An 18,092-nucleotide genomic window follows, 5' to 3' on the forward strand; every position below is an offset into this window, starting at 1 on the left:
CACGCCGCCGGGGAAGCTACCGTTCGACGACTGCTCGGGAACGGTGCCCAACGAGGCGGGCCGCATTCTGGTCGACGAGGAAGCCGTGGGGTCCGCGAGGTATCTCCCGGCCGTCTACGTCACCGGCTGGATCAAGCGTGGCCCGGTCGGCCTGATCGGCCACACCAAGGGCGACGCCAACGAGACCATCACCTGCCTGCTCGAGGATCGCGAAACCTTCGACGGTGCAACCGATCCCGATCCGCAGTCGGTGCTCGAATTCTTGCGCTCGAAGGACGTGCCGTACACGACGTGGGACGGCTGGCACCGGCTCGACACCTACGAGCGCGCACTCGGCGAGCCCGAAGGCCGCGAGCGCGTCAAGGTCGTCGAGCGCGCCGACATGCTCCGCGCGAGCCTCGGCTGACCGTCCCGAACTCCGCACCGAAAGGCAACCCGCGATGACCCAGCCGCTGGTATCGAAGGAACGGATCGCGCAGGCGCTCGCGCTGGTCCAGGATCCCGAAATCCACCGCCCCATCACCGAATTGAACATGGTCGACGCCATCGAGGTGCATCCAGGCAACCGGATCGCCGTCCGGGTGCTGCTCACCGTCGCCGCCTGCCCGATGCGGACGACGATCGACCGTGACGTCCGCGCCGCGGTGCTCGATGTTCCCGGCGTCGCCGAGGTGACCGTCGAGTTCGGCGTGATGTCCGACGAGCAGCGGGCCGCGCTGCGCACCCGACTGCGCGGCGGCGCGCCGGACGATGTCGTTCCGTTCGCCCAGCCGCACTCCCGGACCCGTGTCTACTGTGTGGCCTCCGGCAAGGGCGGCGTCGGAAAGTCCACGGTCACGGTCAATCTCGCTGCGGCCATGGCCGAGCGCGGGCTCGCGGTGGGAGTGCTGGACGCGGACATCCACGGCCATTCGATTCCCGGGATGCTCGGCGTCACGGGCGCGCCGACCCAGATCGATCGGATGATCGTGCCGCCGACGGCCCGCGGCGTGCGGGTCATCTCGATCGGCATGTTCCTCGATTCCGACAAGCCTGTGGTGTGGCGCGGGCCGATGCTGCACCGCGCGCTGCGGCAGTTCCTCTCGCAGGTGTTCTGGGGCGATCTGGACGTGCTGCTCGTCGACCTGCCGCCCGGCACCGGCGACATCGCGATCTCGCTGGCGCAACTGCTGCCCACCGCCGAACTGCTGATCGTCACCACGCCGCAGCCGACGGCGGCCCGGATCGCCGAGCGGGCAGGCGCCGTCGCGGCGGAGACCGGGCAGCGGGTAACCGGGGTCGTGGAGAACATGTCCTGGTACGAGGACCCCGCGGGTGGCCGTCACGCCCTCTTCGGCGCGGGTGGTGGTCGTGCCGTCAGCGATCGTCTGGCCGCCTTGCTCGGCGCCGCCTGTCCGCTGCTCGGGCAGATTCCGTTCCATCCCGAGGTGGGCGCCGCGGGGGATCGGGGTGCGCCGATCGTTCTCGCCGAACCCGACTCGGTGGCCGCGGGGGTGCTCCGCGAGGTGGCACAGCGGCTCGCTGTGCGCCCGCGTGGTTTGGCGGGTCGTCCGCTGGCGGTCGCCGTGCGGTAACTCCACGAGCGGAGGTCGTTGCGGAGGCAGCGGACCTGAGTTAGGTTGTCCTTAGTTCTTGTTGAACATCGATTTCACTAATGCGGCTGGGGTGCGCGGGTGACTCCGCCGACCGAGTGGGAGGACGAAGCGATGGGCGCCGATATCGAACTCGACGGGATCCCGCTGACCATGCTCTGGACCCTGCACAACCGGGCAGGCGAGTCCACGCGACCCGATGCGATCCTGCGCGATCCCGACTGCGAGCGGATCTACGACGCCATCGCCTTCGACTACGAGCGGACCTTCGGCAAGCCGGACGGCACGCACGCGGTGCGGTCGAAGAAGTTCGACGCGGTGCTGCGGCCCTGGCTCGCGGCACACCCAGGCGGCACGGTGGTGGAACTCGCGGCCGGACTCGAGACGCAATTCCAGCGCTGCGACGACGGGCGGGTGCGGTGGCTGTGTGTGGACGTGCCGGACGCGATCGCGGTGCGCGAACGATTCCTGCCGCCGAGTGAGCGGTGCAGGCACCTGTCCGTGAGCGCGCTGGACACCGCCTGGCTGGACGAGGTGGATCCGTCGCGGGGCGTATTCGTCACGGCGCAAGGGCTTTTCATGTACTTCGAGCCGGAGCAGGTGCGGCGGCTGTGCTCCGCGATCCTGGACCGATTCCCCGGCGTGGAGTTGATGTTCGACACCATCCCGCCCTGGTTCTCCCGCAAGACTGTGCGCGGTTTCCACAAGACCCCGCATTACCAGGCGCCGCCGATGCCGTGGGGTGTCCGGCGCAGCGACATCGCGGCCCTGGTGCGCTCGTGGAGCCCGAAGGTGGTGGAGGTGACGGTCTCGTCGTACGGCCCGTCGCACGGACCGTTGCCCGCCACGCTGCCGCTGTTCGAGCGACTGCCGGTGCTGCGCGATATCCCGCCCGCGATCGCGCACGTCCGCACCGCCGTTTAGCGGCCTTCCCTCCGAAGGGAATTCGCGAGTTTCGCCCGCCGACCGCGCGCGGAATTGGTACTTTTCGCGGACCCGCGAGGGTGTCCAGGGAAGGTCGATGGGGGTTCGCGGAGATGTCCGACTCCGAACTATCTCGAGAAATGTCCGCGCCGGCGGGAAACATGTCTGCGGCGCACCGTGATCGGTTGCCGCGCAAGATGATTCGCGCCGATGTCGCGGGAGCGGTGCGCGACGAACTGGTCAGGGACCCCGCCGCGATCCCGGATCTGCCGCGGGTCGCCGCGGCACTGTTCCTCAGCGTTCGCACCCTGTCCCGGCGGCTCAACGCGGAGGGCACGTCGTTCCGCGCACTGGTGGACGACGTGCGGCGGTCCCGGTCCGAGCACCTGCTCGGCCGCACGCGCATGACCACCGAACAGATCGCCGCCCGGCTCGGTTACGCCGAATCGGCCTTGTTCATCCGTGCCTTCCGGCGCTGGAACGGGTGCCCGCCGCAGGAATTCCGTTCCCGCGGCGGGCAACTGCCGGGGCGCGCCTCCGCCCTCGCGCGCGCCGTACGCCCGCGGTAGCCGGACGTCGCCCGGCCGGCTAGATCTTGCGGATCACCGTCACGACCTTGCCGAGGATGCGGGCGTCGTTACCCGGAATCGGCTCGAACAGCGGGTTGTGCGGCATCAGCCACACGTCCTTGCCGCTGCGCTTGAAGGTCTTCACCGTGGCCTCGCCCTCGATCATCGCGGCCACGATGTCACCGTTGTCGGCGACGTTCTGCTGGCGGACGACCACCCAGTCGCCGTCGCAGATGGCGGCGTCGACCATCGACTGGCCGACGACCTTCAGCAGGAACAGCGAACCGTCGCCGACGAGTTCGCGCGGCAGCGGGAACACGTCCTCCACGGCCTGCTCGGCCAGGATCGGCCCACCGGCGGCGATCCGGCCGAGCACCGGAACGAACGTCGGGGTCGGACGGTTCGGATCGATCGCGGCGGATTCGGCGTCCTCGATCGCGGCGCCGGGCAGGCTGGTCACCGCGCGCACCGCCTCGTCCAGTCCGCGGACGTCGACCGCGCGGGGGCGGTTGGGGTCGCGGCGTAAATAGCCCTTGCGCTCCAGTGCCCGCAGTTGATGGGCGACCGAGGAGGTGGAGGTCAATCCGACCGCGTCGCCGATCTCGCGGATGCTCGGCGGGTAGCCGCGCTCGCTCACCGAGGTCCGGATGACCTCCAGTACCTTGCGCTGACGCACGGTGAGATCTGCCCCGGTCGGCGACGGGTCGCCGCCGACTCCGCTCTCGTCGCCCGTGTCGTCTGTGTGGCTCACCGCAACCGCCCTTCTTGTCGTTGATGTCGCCTCTCGAATTTAGTCCGGTACCGCCGAGGTTTCAAACATCTGTTCGACGCATGTCGGGCGTTTCGTGCTGACTTCGGCGGCCGCGCGTGGTAGAAATCGAACATCAGTTCTTCGAACATGTGATCGAAAGCGACTCCCTTCGAGCCACCCTGCCTGCATCTACACGGAGGTTTGTCCGATGAACACAGCGATCCGCGAAATCCCCGCCGCCGCATCCGCCCCGGAAACGTGTGACCCGGTCGACGAGCTCGGCTTCGACTCCGTACCCCTGGTGCGACGCGCGCACCGCGGCGGACTTCGCGCCGTGGAGGCGTCGGGGCGCGCCGTGGCGGATCGTCGCCCACGGGCGAGCAGGCCGGGCGGGTCTGTGGAGATGTATCGGCGCGGTCCCGTGCGCACGTCCGCGGCCCGCCCGCCGCGCGGAACGCACCCGGTGCCGAGTGTGGAACAGGCGCAGCTGGGCTTCGCGGTGCTCGCGGTCGCGGCGCTGATGAGTGCGCTGGTGGTGGCGGCGCTGCTGGGATTGGCGCACTGGCGGGCGGGCTCCGTCGTCGTTCCCGAGCCGTCGACCTCGATTCCCGCGGAGATCGAGCAGCAGCCGGTCTACGACGGCCTTCCGCGCTGATTCGTTGCCTCCCGGGTGGATTCGGCGGTCCTTCCCGAGTCGTCCGAGGCCGCGAACCGTGGCCGAAAATCTCGATCGACAACTAGAACACGTTGCTACTGTGCTGAAAACGTGACCCAGGCAACATCTGCCTCGAACGATTTCGGGACTTCGTGCAATGACGCATCGACACACCGCGGGCGGCGCGCTGCGGGCCTTCGCCGGACTGTTCTTCTGTCTTCTCTTGGGACTCGCCGCGATTCCCGCCGCCCACGCCGCTCCGGCCTACCTCGGCTATCTCGATCTGCCGTCGGTCAACGGCGACGGTGAGCGCGGCGGCGGCCTGAATCCCGCACTGCCGCTGGACGAACCGACGCTGCGCGCGGCGCTGGACGAAGCGCGGTCCGACGGCATCGCGCCGGAACGCTATGCGACACTGCTGCATCAGTACTGGCTCGTGGTGGCCACCGGCAACGCCGCGATCGATCTGGCGGGCTGGGATCCGAGCCGCGGCACGCGGGCCAACGAGCGCACCTTCAATCAGGTGTACGTCAATTATCTGCGGCTCACCACGACGCACCCGGAGTTCTACTGGGCCGGGCTCGCGGGGATCGCGGGCGGCTCGTTCGCTTCGGGCTTCTTCGACATGAGCGATGTGGGCGTCGTCCTCGACGTGCCCGGCATCCATCAGCTCGGCAACGCCGTCGCCGACCTGCTGCGCGGAACCCCCGAGGAACTCGTCGGCGAACTGCCCGCCGATATCGGGCTGCTGGCCACCCAGGGCGCGCGACTGTCCGCCGAGGACATCGCCTGGTACCAGACCCGGCTGATGATCATGCAGAAGCACATCTTCACCGACCTCGTCCCGATGCACGAAGCCTTTGTCGCGCTGGGCATGCCCGGCATCGACGAGATGTACGCCGCGGGCATCGTCGACGCGGACATCCACGCCGCGTGGCAGTCGATCACGACGGGCACCCGCGACGGCTACATCGACGCGCTGATCCGGATGACCGACCGGGAGCAGAACCACATCGTCGCCGATCAGTGGGACGTCACCGCCGCGGGTCGCGACGGCATCGGGCGGGTGCTCACCTACGTCAGCACCATCGCGGGCAAACCCGCGGTGCCCGGCGTGCGCGCACCGGGCGTCTTCGCCCCGGCCACCGTGCGCGCCGATCTCGGCGGGCGGCCGGTCGCGCTGCGCACCGCGCTCCCCGCCTTCAACTGGGCCGACCGGGACGACCGCTGGACCTACATCATGGGCGACCTGGTGCCGCGTCACATCGACATGGAGACCGACAGCGTGCTCGCGGCGGCGGTGCTCGGCGAGTCCTTCTGGAACAAGCTCGCTCGCGGCAGGCTGGTCCCGCGCCTGCCCGAACTGGTCGCCGACCTGACCGCGCGATGGCAGCTCGTCGAGTGATGCGGCCCGCCGGGCGAAACCCCCGGTGACGACCCGGGTATCCTCGAAGAGCTATGGAGGTATATCGCGTGTCGATACGGATATGCCTTGTGCCGGGTACATCGACGAAGGATCTCTCGGATGCATTGCCCGTACTGCCGACACCCTGACTCGCGGGTGGTCGACTCGCGCGAGGCCGAGGAAGGCGCGGCCATCCGCCGTCGACGTTCCTGCCCGAACTGTGGGCGGCGTTTCACCACGGTCGAGACCGCCATCCTGTCCGTGGTCAAGCGCAGCGGCGTCACCGAACCGTTCAGCCGGGAGAAGGTCATCCGCGGCGTGCGGCGCGCCTGCCAAGGCCGCGAGGTCGACGACGACGCGCTGAACCTGCTGGCCCAGCAGGTCGAGGACGCCGTGCGCGCGACGGGTTCGCCGGAGGTGCCGAGCCACGAGGTCGGCCTCGCCATCCTCGGCCCGCTGCGCGACCTCGACGAGGTGGCCTATCTCCGATTCGCCTCGGTCTACCGGTCGTTCACCTCCGCCGAGGATTTCGAACGCGAGATTCAGCAGATGCGCGAGGCGCGCGCCGCGGCGGGCGTCGTCGCCGACTGACGTGGACGTCCGAGCCCACCGGAACGAAATCCGGCGGGCTCGCTGCCGGACGAGGTACCTGCCGCAGCGAGGTCCGCTCATCGGCGGATGGCGGCGATCGCTTTCTCGATCCGCTTGGCGGACACCGGATACGGCGTGCCGAGCTTCTGGGCGAACAGGCTCACCCTGAGTTCCTCGGTCATCCACCAGATCTCGGTGACGTCGGCCGCGTTCTTGCGCCCGTCGGGCAATGCGGCGAGCAAGCTGTCGTACGCGGCGAGGACGCGGTCGAGTTCGGCCATGCCCTGCCGGTCGCGGACGGCGGAACCGGGCAGCGACTCCAGCCGGACCAGCGCGGCGCGCAGGTAGCGGGGGAGGTCCCGCAGGCGGGCACTGCCCCATTCGGAGACGAAGCCGGGGAACACCAGATCATCGAGCTGGTGCCGGACGTCCTCGGCGATGTCGCGCTCCGCGACGCCGCCCAGCGCCGAGGTCACCCGATGCGCCGCGGCCAGGACCGGCACCACGAGGCGGACGATGCGGGCGACCTCGGTGGCCAGCCGGGGGCGTATCGCGGAGACGAGCGCCTCGAAGCGGTCGGGGCTGTGCACCGGGCCGCCCGCGGCCGCGATCAGCTCGTCGACGGCCGCGGCGCGGCAGTCGTCGACCAAACCCTCCAGCGAACCGTATGGATTCTGGCTCAGCGCAAGGCGATCCGTGGGCGAGAGAGCCGAGGTGACAGTGCGCACCGAGGTGGGGATCGCGTGCAGCACCAGGGTGCGGGTGCCCGCCCGCATCGCGGCGGCCTGTTCGGCGGGAGAGCTGAGCACGCGCACCGCGACGCCCTCGCCCTCGGGCACCAGCGCCGGATATCCGGTCACGGTCTGCCCGGCGACCTGGCGGCGCACGGTCGGTTCGACGGTGCCGAGAGACTCCGAGGTCCACACGGTGGCCGCGGCGCGCTCGGCGCCCGCGGTCGCCCGCGCCACCGAGGCCGCCACCTGTTCGGCGAGTTCGGTCTTCAGCGCGGCGAGGCTCTTGCCCTTGGCGAGTACCCGGGCCCTGGTGTCGACCGCGGCGAAGGTCATGCGCAGGTGGTCGGGCAGCGCGGCGGGGTCGAGGTCGTTCGGCGTGATCGTCACCGAGCCGAGCCGCGACAGCTCCCTGGCCAGGCCGGTGCGCAGCGGCTCGGCGCGCGGGGTGAGCGCGGCCAGCGCGGCAGCGGCGAAGTCCGGGGCCGGAACGACGCTGCGCCGCAACGTCTTCGGTAGCGTCTTGATCAGCGCCGCCGCCAGCTCCTCGCGCATGCCAGGCACCAGCCAGTCGAAGCCGACGGCCCGCACGTGCGCCAGCTGCTCGACCGGGATGCGCACGGTGACGCCGTCGTCTTCCTGGCCCGGCTCGAACTGGTAGGTCAGCGGGAAGCTCAGCTCGCCCTGGCGCCAGGCGTCCGGGAAGGCCGTCGGGTCCAGCGCCGCCGCGTTCGCGTTGACCACGGTGGACTTCGAGAAGTCCAGCAGCGCGGGATCTTTCCGCTTCGCCGTGCGCCACCAGCTGTCGAAGTGGCGCGCCGAGACGACCTCGGCGGGGACGCGCTGGTCGTAGAACTCGAACAGCACCTCGTCGTCGACCAGGATGTCGCGCCGGCGGGCCCGGTGCTCGAGATCGGCCACGTCGTCGAGCAGTTCCCGGTTGCGGTGGAAGAACTCGTGTTTGGTCTGCCACTCGCCCTGCACCAGCGCGTGCCGCAGGAACAGCTCGCGAGACACCTCGGGATCGATCCGGCCGTAGTCCACCGGGCGGCTCGTCACCAGCGGCACGCCGTAGAGCGTGACCCGCTCGTAGGCGCGCGCCGCGCCACGCTTGGCCGACCAGTGCGGTTCGGAGTAGGTGCGCTTCACCAGATCGCCCGCGAGCCGCTCGGCCCACTCGGGTTCCACCCGGGCCGCGATACGGCCGAACAAGCGGGACGTCTCGACGAGTTCGGCGGCCATCACCCAGCGCGGCGGCTTCTTCGCCAGCGACGAGCCGGGGAAGATCATGAACTTGGCGCCGCGCGCGCCGAGGAACTCCCTGGTCTCCGCCTCCCGCACGCCGATGTGGGAGAGCATGCCCGCCAGCAGCGACTGGTGGATCGCCGTGGAATCCCATGGCAGGCCGTCGTTCTCGGATGCGACGACCGGGATCTCCGAGGGCTTGGCCGTGCCTCGGCCGCCGCGCCGTCTGCCGGAACGGTTCGACGCGGCGGAGTCATCGCCGCCCTCGGGCGCGGATTCTGTTGTCGCGCGGGAAGTTCGAGAGCCGCGGCCGTCGGCCGACCAGCCCAGCCCCTTGGTGATCGTGCGCAGCTGCCCGTGCAGGTCCTGCCACTCCCTGATCCGCAGGTAGTGCAGGAACTCCTCGCGGCACATCCGCCGGAACTGATTGGACGACAACGATTTCCGCTGCTCGGTGAGGTAGTCCCAGAGTCGCAGGTAGGCGAGGAAATCCGAGCCCTCGACGACGAATCGCGCGTGCTTGGTGTCGGCGGCCTGCTGGAACTCGGCGGGCCGCTCGCGGACGTCCTGGATCGACAGCGCCGCGACGACGATCAACACCTCGGCCAGACAGCCGTTGGCGTTGGCCTGCACCAGCATGCGCGCCATACGCGGATCGACCGGCAGCTGCGCCATCTCGCGGCCCACCGGCGTGAGCGCGAGCGCGGCGTCGGGACTCGCCGCGCCGCGAGCCAGCGCGCCCAGCTCCTCCAGCAGCGCGACACCGTCGCGGATCGCGCGCTTGTCCGGCGGCTCCACGAACGGGAAGTTCTCGATATCGCCCAGCCCGAGCGCGGTCATCTGCAGAATGACGGCGGCCAGGTTGGTGCGCAGGATCTCCGGTTCGGTGAAGGCGGGCCGGGATTCGAAATCGTCCTCGGCGTACAGCCGGATCGCGATGCCGTCGGCGACGCGGCCGCAGCGCCCGGAGCGCTGCCGGGCCGAAGCCTGGGAGACCGGTTCGATCGGCAGCCGCTGCACCTTGGTGCGCATCGAATAGCGGGAGATGCGCGCGGTGCCCGGGTCGATCACGTAGCGGATGCCGGGCACGGTCAGCGAGGTCTCCGCGACGTTGGTGGCCAGCACGACGCGGCGGCCGGTGTGCGACTGGAAGACCCGGTGCTGCTCGGCGGCCGACAGCCGCGCGTACAGCGGCAGGATCTCGGTGCGCGGCAGTTTCAGGTCGCGCAGTGTGTCGGCGGTGTCGCGGATCTCGCGTTCGCCGGAGAGGAAGACCAGCACGTCGCCGTCGCCCTCGGAGAACAACTCGCGCACCGCGTCGCCGATGGCGTCTACGGGGTCGCGGTCCACCACGCGGGTGTCCTCGTCGTCCTCGTCGGCGGCGGGAAGCTCGAGACTCAGCGGCCGGTACCTGATCTCGACCGGATACGACCGGCCGGACACCTCGACAATCGGTGCGGGCGTGCCCTTTTCGTCGGCGAAATGCCGGGCGAACAGCTCCGGATCGATGGTCGCCGAGGTGATGATCACCTTCAGGTCGGGGCGGCGGGGCAGCAGCTGCTTGAGGTAGCCGAGCAGGAAGTCGATATTGAGGCTGCGCTCGTGCGCCTCGTCGATGATGATCGTGTCGTAGCGGCGCAGCAGCCGATCGCGCTGGATCTCGGCGAGCAGGATGCCGTCGGTCATCAGCTTGACCAGCGTGCGCTCGGAGGCCTGGTCGGTGAACCGCACCGTATAACCGATCACGTCGCCCAGCTCGGTGCCCAGCTCCTCGGCGATGCGCTCGGCGACGGTGCGCGCGGCCAGCCTGCGCGGCTGGGTGTGGCCAATGGCACCGCGGACGCCGCGCCCCAGCTCCAGGCAGATCTTGGGGATCTGCGTCGTCTTGCCGGAGCCGGTCTCGCCCGCGACGATCACCACTTGGTTGTCGGCGATGGCCTTCGCGATATCGGCGCGACGGGTCGTGACGGGCAGTTGCTCCGGGTAGCGGATCCGCGGCACCGCCGCGCGGCGCGCCTCCACGCGCAGCTCGGCGGCGGCGATGTCGGCGGCGATCTCGTCGAGGTCCGTGCCGCGTGCCCGGTCCAGCCGACGCCGCAGCCGGTACTCGTCGCGGAGGGAGAGATTCGCCAGGCGGGTGCGGAGCGCGCGGGTTCCGGTATCAGCTGTCCTGGTCATTGCGTCGTCCAGCCTACCGGGCCGGGCATCGCGGCCCGCCGCTGCCGGTCCGCCGCGACGGACCGCGCCGTTAGCCGAACGTATGCCAGCGGCGGTGATTCGACCGGTCGAGCGTCGTCCGGTGTGCGAAGATCGGCCGATGGACGCGGGCTCGGGCACGTCGTGGGTGATCAGAGGACCTCGTGTTGCCTTCGGTGTACTCGGCATCGTTGCGCTGGCCTGGATCCCGCTGCGCAATCTGGATGTGGACACCTTCTCCACCGCGAACTACTTCAGCTACTTCACCATCCAGTCGAACGTTCTCGGCGTGCTCGTGCTGCTGATCGGCGGCCTGCTGGACCTGGGCTCGCGGCGCTGGCAGGTGCTTCGCGGCGCGGCGACGCTCTACCTGCTGATCACCGGCGTGGTGTACGCCGTGCTGCTGGCGACTATCGACGTGATGCTCACCGACAAGTGGATCAACGACATCCTGCACCGCATCCTGCCGATCGTGCTGGTGCTGGACTGGATCCTGGTACCGGTGAGCCTGGGCGTCACCGGCAGGCTCGTCGGTGGCTGGCTGATCTATCCCGCGGCGTACGGCGTCTACACCCTCGCGCGGGGGCCCTTCGTGGACTGGTACCCGTATCCCTTCCTGGATCCCCGCGATCAGGGATATGTCTCGCTGATCATCGGACTGATCGTCCTGACCGGGGTGTTCGCGCTGCTGGCGATGGCCGTCGCCGCCCTCGGCGGGCTCGCCGAGCGATGGCGCGAACCCAGCGAGGTGCAGGCATGAGTGAACGTAGTGAGCGAATCATGTGTCAGCGCGCTTCGCGCGTGCCGGAGCCGAGCGCCGGCGAGGTGCAGGCATGAGCGCGTTGTGGCACGGATTCGCCGACATGGGCGCCGTCGAACGGGACGGCGCGTTCGTGATCGCCCGCGGTGAGGGCGCCTATGTCTACGACGAGGCGGGCACGCGATATCTCGACGCCACGGCCGGGTTGTGGTTCGCCAACGTCGGGCACGGCCGCGCCGAGATCGCCGACGCGGTCGCCGGCCAGTTGCGCACCATCGCGCACTACTCCAACTTCGGCGACCTGGCCGAACCGGCCACCAGGGAACTCGCCGAGCGGCTCGCGACCATCGCCCCGGTGCCGGGCAGCAAGATCTTCTTCACCTCCGGCGGCTCGGACGCGATCGACACCGCCGCCAAACTGGCCAGGCGCTACTGGAACGAACTGGGCAGGCCGGAGAAGACGATCGTGGTGGGCAGGGAGCGCGCCTATCACGGAATGCACGTCGCGGGAACGGCTTTGGCGGGTCTGCCGCTCAACCGCGCCGGGTACGGCGAGCTCATGCCCGACGCGCGCATCATCGCGTGGGACGACGCGACGGCGCTGCTCGCCCTCGTCGATGAGGTCGGCGCCGAACGCATCGCCGCCTTCTTCTGCGAGCCGATCATCGGCGCGGGCGGGGTGTACCTGCCGCCGGAGGGCTACCTGAGCGAGGTGCGTCGCATCTGCCGCGAGCACGACATCCTGTTCGTTGCGGACGAGGTGGTCACCGGATTCGGGCGCATCGGCGGAAGCTGGTTCGCCTCTACCCGATTCGACCTGCGACCCGACATCATGACCACCGCCAAGGGGCTGACCAGCGGCTATCTGCCGATGGGCGCGATGTTCGCCGCGCCGCACGTGGCCGAGCCGTTCTTCCGCGGCGGCGTCTGGTGGCGGCACGGCTACACCTACGGCGGGCACGCCGCCGCGGCCGTCGCGGGCCTGGTCAACCTCGACATCGTCGAACGCGAGAACCTCCTCGCCGAGGCCGCCCGGCTGGAAACCACCCTGGACGAGAAGCTGGCGCCGCTGGCGGCGCATCCGCGGGTCGCCGAGGTGCGTAGCGGACTCGGCGCGGTGGCCGCGGTGCAGCTGGCCGAACCGTCCGAAGCGCTGTCGTTCGTCAAAGAGCTTCGTGCCCAAGGGGTTTCGAGCAGAGCCGCGGGTCAGGGAGCCATCCAGGTCTCGCCCGCGTTCGTGATGACCGACGCGCAGGTCGACGAGCTGGTGGCGGCGTTCACCCGAGCGCTGGGCTGATCGCGGCTGCTCACAGTGCCAGTGTCATGAAAACGCTGTGCGGGTCGTCGGTGTAGTCGGCGAAGGGCGGGCAGACCTGGAAGCCGTGCCGCGCGTAAAGGCGTTGGGCGGGAAGGTAATAGGGCGCGGCGCCGGTCTCCAGGCTGAGCCTGCGGTAGCCGCGGGCGCGGGCTTCGCCGACGATGTGCCGCAGCAGGTCCGCTGCGACACCGCGGCCGGTGTGCCCGGTCGCGGTGCGCATGGATTTGATCTCGCCGTGGGCGGCGTCCAGCCATTTGAGCGCGCCGCAACCCAGGAGTTCGGCGCCCTCGCGCACGCTCCAGAAGGTGATGCCGGGCCCGCGGAGCTCGGCGAGGTCGAGTGCGTGCATGCTGCCAGCGGGGGAGTTGGCGTGCATCTCGGCCAGGTGGGTGGCCAGCAGGTCGACGATGTCGGTGCCGGTGAGGTCGTCGACGGCAATGCGTGTCCCAGTGCGCGACGGCGGCTCCTCGATGCGGCTCGACATACCGTCCATCATGGCCGCGAGCCGAGCTCTCGACGGGACTGTGTGAGACACCTTACTGTGAGGACACCCGCCCTCATCTCGGCCCCAGCTCAGGTGGATCCATGAACCGTGTCAACACCCTCGGCTCCGTCGCGCTCGGCGCGGCCCGCCGCGTCGCCGACGAGACCTACTACGCGAGCCTGGCGGTGCGCGCGGGTTTGGCGACGCCGCAACGGCCGGACCGATTGGCGCGGATGGGCATGGCGGTGGTGCGCTCTGGCATGCTCGGCGGACTCGTGACGGTCGCGGCGCTGCGTTACCGGAACCGGGCCGCGCTCATCGACGAACTCGGCGCGGTGAGCTTCCGCGAGCTCGACGAGCGCACTACCGCGTTGGCCAACGCCTGGCGGGCGCGCGGTCTGCGCGACGGCGAAGGCGTCGCGGTGCTGGCGCGCAACCATCGCGGCTTCCACTACGCGGTGTTCGCCGCGGCCAAATGCGGTGCCAGGATCATCCTGCTCAACACCGATTTCGCCGGGCCGCAGCTGCGCGAGGTGCTCGGCCGCGAAGGCGCCGACCTGCTGGTCTATGACGACGAATACGCGGGCATCCTCGGCGATCTGCGGCCGCCGCGCGGGCGCTACCGTGCCTGGACCGACGCGCCCGCGGTCGACTCGCTGGAGAACCTGATCGCGGGCGGCTCCCGGAAACCGCCGCGCAGGCCGAGCACCGCCGCCAGGATCATCCTGCTGACCAGCGGCACCACCGGAACCCCGAAGGGCGCGCCGCGGCGGGAGCCGAGGTCGCTGGCTCCGCTCGGCGCCATCCTCGGCCGGGTTCCGTTCCGCGCCGAGGAGATCACCGAATGCCCGGCGCCGCTGTTCCACACTCTCGGCTTCGCGCACGCCGTCACTGCCGTCGGCTTCGGGTCGACCCTGGTGATCCGGCGCCGCTTCGATCCCCGAGCGGTGCTCGACAGCCTGCACCGCCATCGCGCCACGGCGTTGATCACGGTGCCGGTGATGCTGCAGCGACTGGTCGATCTCGGGCCCGAAGCCCGTGCCGGACACGACTTCTCGCGGCTTCGGATCATCTTCGTCGCGGGCTCGCAGCTGGGCGCGGAGCTGTGTGTGCGCGTCACCGAGGCGTTCGGGCCCGTGGTCTACAACGTCTACGGCTCCACGGAGGTGGCCTACGCGACCATTGCCACGCCCGCGGATCTGGCGGTCGAGCCCGGCTGCGTCGGCACCCCGGTGCCGAGCACCACGGTGAAGATCTTCGACGACAACGACGCCGAGCTGCCGCAGGGCCGCACCGGGCGCATCTTCGTCGGCAACGACTACCAGTTCGAGGGCTACACCGGCGGTGGCGACAAGGACCGCATCGACGGCCTGATGTCTACCGGCGACGTCGGCCACTTCGACAGTGCGGGCAGGCTTTTCATCGACGGGCGGGACGACGACATGATCGTCTCCGGCGGTGAGAACGTCTTTCCCGGCGAAGTCGAGGAACTGCTCGCCGCCCACCCCGCGGTCGCGGAGGTGAGCGCCTTCGGCGTCGACGACGAGCGCTACGGCCAGCGGCTGCGTGCGGTGGTCGTGGTCCGCGCCGGACACGCGCTCACCGAGGACGAGGTGCGCGAGCACGTGAAGGCGCATCTGGCTCGGTTCAAGGTGCCGCGCGATGTGCTCTTCGTCGACAGCCTGCCCCGCAACCCGACCGGCAAAGTACTCAAACGCCTACTGCGCGAACTGCGTTAGACAGGGCCTAAGCCATCCCGAACATGCGGCGCATGGTCTGGCGCAGCTGAACGGGATCGGGAACGGTGGTGCGGAACCAGCCGTCGGGCGGCACCACCACCAGCCCGGCCCTGCGGTGCTCGACGCAGTCGACGATGGCGTCGGCGACCATCTCGGGGGCGGGTGCGTAGCCGGGGGCGATGGTGCTGACCAGCACGCCTTGTGGGGCGAGCCCGCGGTGCAGTGCCGCGCCGAGCCCGACCACAGCGTGCTTGGTGGCGCTGTACACCGCCGCGCCGAGCGCCGCGGTGACGCCGACCGCCGAGCCGATATTGACGATGTGGCCGTGCCCCTGCTCCACGAAACGCCGTCCGGCCAGCCGGGATCCGGTGACGACCGCGCGCAGGTTGACGTCGATCTGGAGATCCGATTCGGCCTCGGACTCGCTCAGGAACGATCCCGTCGGCGCGGCGTCGGCGGCGTTCACCACCACGTCCAGCCCGCCCAGCTTGCGTTCGGCGCGGGCCAGGAATTCCGCGAACCGGGCGCTGTCGGTGGTGTCCAGCGCGAGACCGACGATGGTGCCGCCGTGCATCCGTCCGAACTGCTCGGCGACCGCGCGCGCCCGCCCCGTGTCCGAGTCCCCCAGCGCGATGTCCGCGCCCGCCGCAAGGAAGGCCAGCGCGGTCTCCTTACCGACGCCGTACGCGCCGCCGGTGATCGCTACCCGTTTGCCCACAAGTGTCTTCTTCGACATGTGATTTCGCTCGCTTCCGCCTCTACTCGACGGTAGGGCGCGGCGCGGGGCCGGTGCCATGCGATGTCGGGTCAGGACATTTCACATATCGGCCAGTTGTGCTGCGGCTGCGCGAGGTTCGCCGCGTACCGCGGACGGATGGACCGGACGAGCGGCTGTCCTTGCGATGTCCGGCCAAACCCATGCGGAATCCGGCCATCCTGGACGACGATGGAGCGGTGTCCACATGGGAGTGGCGGCGCTCGGTCGCATTGTCGGCTGTCTTGGTCGAGCTGGCGCGGGACCACGGTGTGCCGCTCGAGGAATGCCTGCGCGACACCGGGATCGAGCCCGCCCAGCTGACGACGCCGGGCACGGAGGTCACCGCCGCGCAGGAACTCGCCCTGATCGGCAATCTCGTCACCCGGTTCGACGACCGCCCCGGTCTCGGGCTGGAGGCCGGAATGCGCACGTACGTCACCACTTACGGCGCCCTCGGACTGGCGCTGCTCAGCAGCCCGACCGTGCGGTCCGCGGTGGATCTGCTGATGCGCTACATCCGGATGACCACGACCTTCGCGAAGACCCGGCACGTCTACCGGGACGGGCGGCTGCTGCTCTACGCCGACGATCGCGAGGTGCCGGAACGGTTGCGTGGCTTCCTGCTGGAGCGCGATGTTGCGGTGCTGCTGACGAATTGGACCGCGGTCTACCACGCTCCCGCGCCGATCGTGGGCGGCGAGGTCGCGTGGGGACTGCGTCCGCGACTGCGGCCGATCCTCGACGAGTACGGCATCACGGCCACCGACGGCGCGGGCCCGCACCTCGTCGTCTTCGACACCGCAGGCTTCGACGACCCGCTGCCGCAGGCGAGTCCGCTCACCGCGGCGCTGTTCGAACAGCAGTGCGCGCAGCTGTTGCAGCGGCGTGGGCTGGCGCAGGGCATCGCCGGATCGGTGCGCGAGGTCCTGTTGCGCCGACTGGGCGCGCGCGTCTCGCAGGAGGACGTGGCCGCCGCGCTGCACATGAGCCTGCGCACCATGCGCCGCCGCTTGGCCGACGAGGGCACCTCCTACCGCAGGCTGTACAGCGAGACCTACGGGAACCTGGCAGAGGAGCTGCTGGCCGCCGGCCTGACCGTCGAGGACGTCGCCTACCGGATGGGTTACTCGGGCGCGCCGAGCTTCTCGAACGCGTTCAAACAGTGGCGCGGCACCTCGCCCGGCCGGTTCGCCCGCGCCGCCGCCGAGCGGGAGGGCCCGCCGTCGATCGCCTGACGTCCCGGAAAAACGGTGGCTCGACCTGGCTCGGCGGGCGTACCTTCGACCCTCGTGATACTCGACGGGGGAGGAGAGGTATGGAGGCGACGGTCACGGTAACCCCGGACCAGCTGCCGGAACTGCTGCTGCACGTCGCCGTGGTGCGGCCGGTGTTCCTGTGGGGCGCACCGGGTATCGGCAAGAGCTCGCTGGTGCGCTCGTTCGCCGAATCGCTCGGGCTGGAGTGCGTCACGCTGCTCGGCACCCAGCTGGCGCCGGAGGACCTCATCGGGGTGCCGCAGATCGTCGGCGACCGCAGCCGATTCGCGCCGCCCGAGCTCATCGCCAGGCCGACGCCCTACTGCCTGTTCCTGGACGAGCTGAACGCGGCCGCGCCCGAGGTGCAGAAATCGTTCTACTCGCTGATCCTGGACCGCCGCATCGGCTCCTACGAGTTGCCCGCCGGGTCGGTGGTGATCGGCGCGGGCAACCGTGCCACCGACAACGCGCTGGCACGGCCGATGGCCTCGGCGCTGGTCAACCGCATGGTGCACCTGCACCTGCGCGCCGACGTGGACGACTGGCTGAAGTGGGCCGCGCACAACGACATTCACCCCTGGGTGGTGCGCTACGTGACCCAGCGCCCCGATCACCTGTGGTCGGCGGCGCCGAAGTCGGAGGCGCCCTTCTCCACCCCGCGCGGGTGGCACATGCTCTCCGACGCACTGCACTCCTGCGGCGACGACCTCGACGACACCCTGCTCGACGTGCTCGCCGCGGGCACGCTGACGCCCGCGCACGCCTCGGCGTTCCGCGCCTTCGTGAAGACCATCCGCCACGCCTACGATCTGGAGGCCGTGCTGAAGGGCGAGGCGGGCTGGCCGCGCGACCCCGGCGACCGGGATCTGCTGTACTTCCTGTCCGAGACCTTCCGCGCCCGGCTGATCAAGGAACTGCCCGGTTCGCGCAAGCACGTCTCCGGCGGGGTGCACCGTTTCGTGCTGCGGGCCAAGACGATGCTCGTGGAGCTGGCCGAGATCTCGGTCGAATGCGCGCAACTGGTGATCGCCTCGGACGCCGACGGCGCGCCCGTGCTGCCCTCCTGGTTTCTGGTCGAGGTGACTCGCGACCTGCCGCGCCTGGCCGCGCGGCGGTAGT

The 18,092-nt window shown here is 70.0% G+C and carries 15 protein-coding genes and 1 pseudogene; 12 read left to right on the top strand and 4 right to left on the bottom strand.

The window, feature by feature from the left end:
* From AC3ERS_RS26620 to AC3ERS_RS26635, 4 genes and pseudogenes are all read left to right on the top strand, one after another.
* A pseudogene (locus AC3ERS_RS26620) lies at window positions 1-406 on the top strand (pyridine nucleotide-disulfide oxidoreductase); the annotation flags it as partial.
* 34 nt (window positions 407-440) lie between these two features.
* The gene (locus AC3ERS_RS26625) at window positions 441-1,574 is read left to right on the top strand and encodes an Mrp/NBP35 family ATP-binding protein (RefSeq protein WP_431970830.1); all 1,134 of its coding nucleotides are present in this window, start codon (window positions 441-443) and stop codon (window positions 1,572-1,574) included.
* Between the two features lie 99 nt (window positions 1,575-1,673).
* Window positions 1,674-2,516, top strand: a complete 843-nt coding sequence (locus AC3ERS_RS26630; protein WP_431970831.1) for a class I SAM-dependent methyltransferase — start codon at window positions 1,674-1,676, stop codon at window positions 2,514-2,516.
* A gap of 185 nt (window positions 2,517-2,701) precedes the next feature.
* Entirely contained in the window at window positions 2,702-3,085 is a 384-nt protein-coding gene (locus tag AC3ERS_RS26635) for a helix-turn-helix transcriptional regulator (RefSeq protein WP_431970832.1), read from the top strand.
* 19 nt (window positions 3,086-3,104) lie between these two features.
* On the opposite strand, the gene lexA is transcribed toward AC3ERS_RS26635, so the two are convergent.
* On the bottom strand, window positions 3,105-3,761 hold the full coding sequence (gene lexA / locus AC3ERS_RS26640; protein WP_488186288.1) for a transcriptional repressor LexA: 657 nt from the start codon (window positions 3,759-3,761) through the stop codon (window positions 3,105-3,107).
* A gap of 283 nt (window positions 3,762-4,044) precedes the next feature.
* Here lexA and AC3ERS_RS26645 point away from each other — a divergent pair, with 283 nt between their 5' ends.
* From AC3ERS_RS26645 to nrdR, 3 genes are all read left to right on the top strand, one after another.
* Window positions 4,045-4,491: a hypothetical protein gene (locus tag AC3ERS_RS26645; RefSeq protein WP_431970834.1), complete on the top strand. Its 447-nt coding sequence runs from the start codon at window positions 4,045-4,047 to the stop codon at window positions 4,489-4,491.
* Window positions 4,492-4,648: 157 nt separating this feature from the next.
* Window positions 4,649-5,896, top strand: coding sequence for a hypothetical protein (locus AC3ERS_RS26650; protein ID WP_431970835.1), 1,248 nt, complete (start codon window positions 4,649-4,651; stop codon window positions 5,894-5,896).
* Between the two features lie 120 nt (window positions 5,897-6,016).
* The gene (gene nrdR / locus AC3ERS_RS26655) at window positions 6,017-6,487 is read left to right on the top strand and encodes a transcriptional regulator NrdR (RefSeq protein ID WP_431970836.1); all 471 of its coding nucleotides are present in this window, start codon (window positions 6,017-6,019) and stop codon (window positions 6,485-6,487) included.
* A gap of 77 nt (window positions 6,488-6,564) precedes the next feature.
* Here the strand turns inward: nrdR and hrpA are convergent, their stop codons facing one another.
* Window positions 6,565-10,641, bottom strand: a complete 4,077-nt coding sequence (hrpA, locus tag AC3ERS_RS26660) for an ATP-dependent RNA helicase HrpA (protein WP_431970837.1) — start codon at window positions 10,639-10,641, stop codon at window positions 6,565-6,567.
* A 139-nt stretch (window positions 10,642-10,780) separates the two neighbouring features.
* Between hrpA and AC3ERS_RS26665 the strand changes: the two genes are divergently transcribed.
* Complete coding sequence (locus AC3ERS_RS26665) at window positions 10,781-11,419, top strand: Pr6Pr family membrane protein (RefSeq protein ID WP_431970838.1); 639 nt, start codon at window positions 10,781-10,783, stop codon at window positions 11,417-11,419.
* Between the two features lie 73 nt (window positions 11,420-11,492).
* Window positions 11,493-12,716, top strand: coding sequence for an aminotransferase family protein (locus AC3ERS_RS26670; RefSeq protein ID WP_431970839.1), 1,224 nt, complete (start codon window positions 11,493-11,495; stop codon window positions 12,714-12,716).
* A 10-nt stretch (window positions 12,717-12,726) separates the two neighbouring features.
* Here AC3ERS_RS26670 and AC3ERS_RS26675 read toward each other — a convergent pair whose 3' ends face one another.
* Entirely contained in the window at window positions 12,727-13,221 is a 495-nt protein-coding gene (locus tag AC3ERS_RS26675; RefSeq protein ID WP_431970840.1) for a GNAT family N-acetyltransferase, read from the bottom strand.
* A gap of 101 nt (window positions 13,222-13,322) precedes the next feature.
* Here AC3ERS_RS26675 and AC3ERS_RS26680 point away from each other — a divergent pair, with 101 nt between their 5' ends.
* Window positions 13,323-14,960, top strand: coding sequence for an acyl-CoA synthetase (locus AC3ERS_RS26680; RefSeq protein ID WP_431970841.1), 1,638 nt, complete (start codon window positions 13,323-13,325; stop codon window positions 14,958-14,960).
* Window positions 14,961-14,967: 7 nt separating this feature from the next.
* Here AC3ERS_RS26680 and AC3ERS_RS26685 read toward each other — a convergent pair whose 3' ends face one another.
* Complete coding sequence (locus AC3ERS_RS26685) at window positions 14,968-15,696, bottom strand: SDR family NAD(P)-dependent oxidoreductase (RefSeq protein ID WP_435592714.1); 729 nt, start codon at window positions 15,694-15,696, stop codon at window positions 14,968-14,970.
* Between the two features lie 218 nt (window positions 15,697-15,914).
* Between AC3ERS_RS26685 and AC3ERS_RS26690 the strand changes: the two genes are divergently transcribed.
* Window positions 15,915-16,952 carry an AraC family transcriptional regulator gene (locus AC3ERS_RS26690; RefSeq protein ID WP_431970843.1) on the top strand — a complete coding sequence of 346 codons (1,038 nt, stop codon included), beginning with the start codon at window positions 15,915-15,917 and terminating at the stop codon, window positions 16,950-16,952.
* 80 nt (window positions 16,953-17,032) lie between these two features.
* Complete coding sequence (locus AC3ERS_RS26695; RefSeq protein WP_431970844.1) at window positions 17,033-18,091, top strand: AAA family ATPase; 1,059 nt, start codon at window positions 17,033-17,035, stop codon at window positions 18,089-18,091.
* Window position 18,092 lies beyond the last annotated feature (1 nt).

The sequence above is a fragment of the Nocardia sp. bgisy134 genome, assembly GCF_057708325.1.

Excerpts from the sequence above, each read along its gene's own strand:
- AC3ERS_RS26625 (WP_431970830.1), top strand. The coding sequence starts at position 441 with ATGACCCAGCCGCTGGTATCGAAGGAACGGATCGCGCAGGCGCTCGCG.
- AC3ERS_RS26645 (WP_431970834.1), top strand. The coding sequence starts at position 4,045 with ATGAACACAGCGATCCGCGAAATCCCCGCCGCCGCATCCGCCCCGGAA.
- AC3ERS_RS26650 (WP_431970835.1), top strand. The coding sequence starts at position 4,649 with ATGACGCATCGACACACCGCGGGCGGCGCGCTGCGGGCCTTCGCCGGA.
- nrdR (WP_431970836.1), top strand. The coding sequence starts at position 6,017 with ATGCATTGCCCGTACTGCCGACACCCTGACTCGCGGGTGGTCGACTCG.
- hrpA (WP_431970837.1), bottom strand. The coding sequence starts at position 10,641 with ATGACCAGGACAGCTGATACCGGAACCCGCGCGCTCCGCACCCGCCTG.
- AC3ERS_RS26665 (WP_431970838.1), top strand. The coding sequence starts at position 10,781 with ATGGACGCGGGCTCGGGCACGTCGTGGGTGATCAGAGGACCTCGTGTT.
- AC3ERS_RS26670 (WP_431970839.1), top strand. The coding sequence starts at position 11,493 with ATGAGCGCGTTGTGGCACGGATTCGCCGACATGGGCGCCGTCGAACGG.
- AC3ERS_RS26675 (WP_431970840.1), bottom strand. The coding sequence starts at position 13,221 with ATGTCGAGCCGCATCGAGGAGCCGCCGTCGCGCACTGGGACACGCATT.
- AC3ERS_RS26680 (WP_431970841.1), top strand. The coding sequence starts at position 13,323 with ATGAACCGTGTCAACACCCTCGGCTCCGTCGCGCTCGGCGCGGCCCGC.
- AC3ERS_RS26685 (WP_435592714.1), bottom strand. The coding sequence starts at position 15,696 with ATGTCGAAGAAGACACTTGTGGGCAAACGGGTAGCGATCACCGGCGGC.
- AC3ERS_RS26695 (WP_431970844.1), top strand. The coding sequence starts at position 17,033 with ATGGAGGCGACGGTCACGGTAACCCCGGACCAGCTGCCGGAACTGCTG.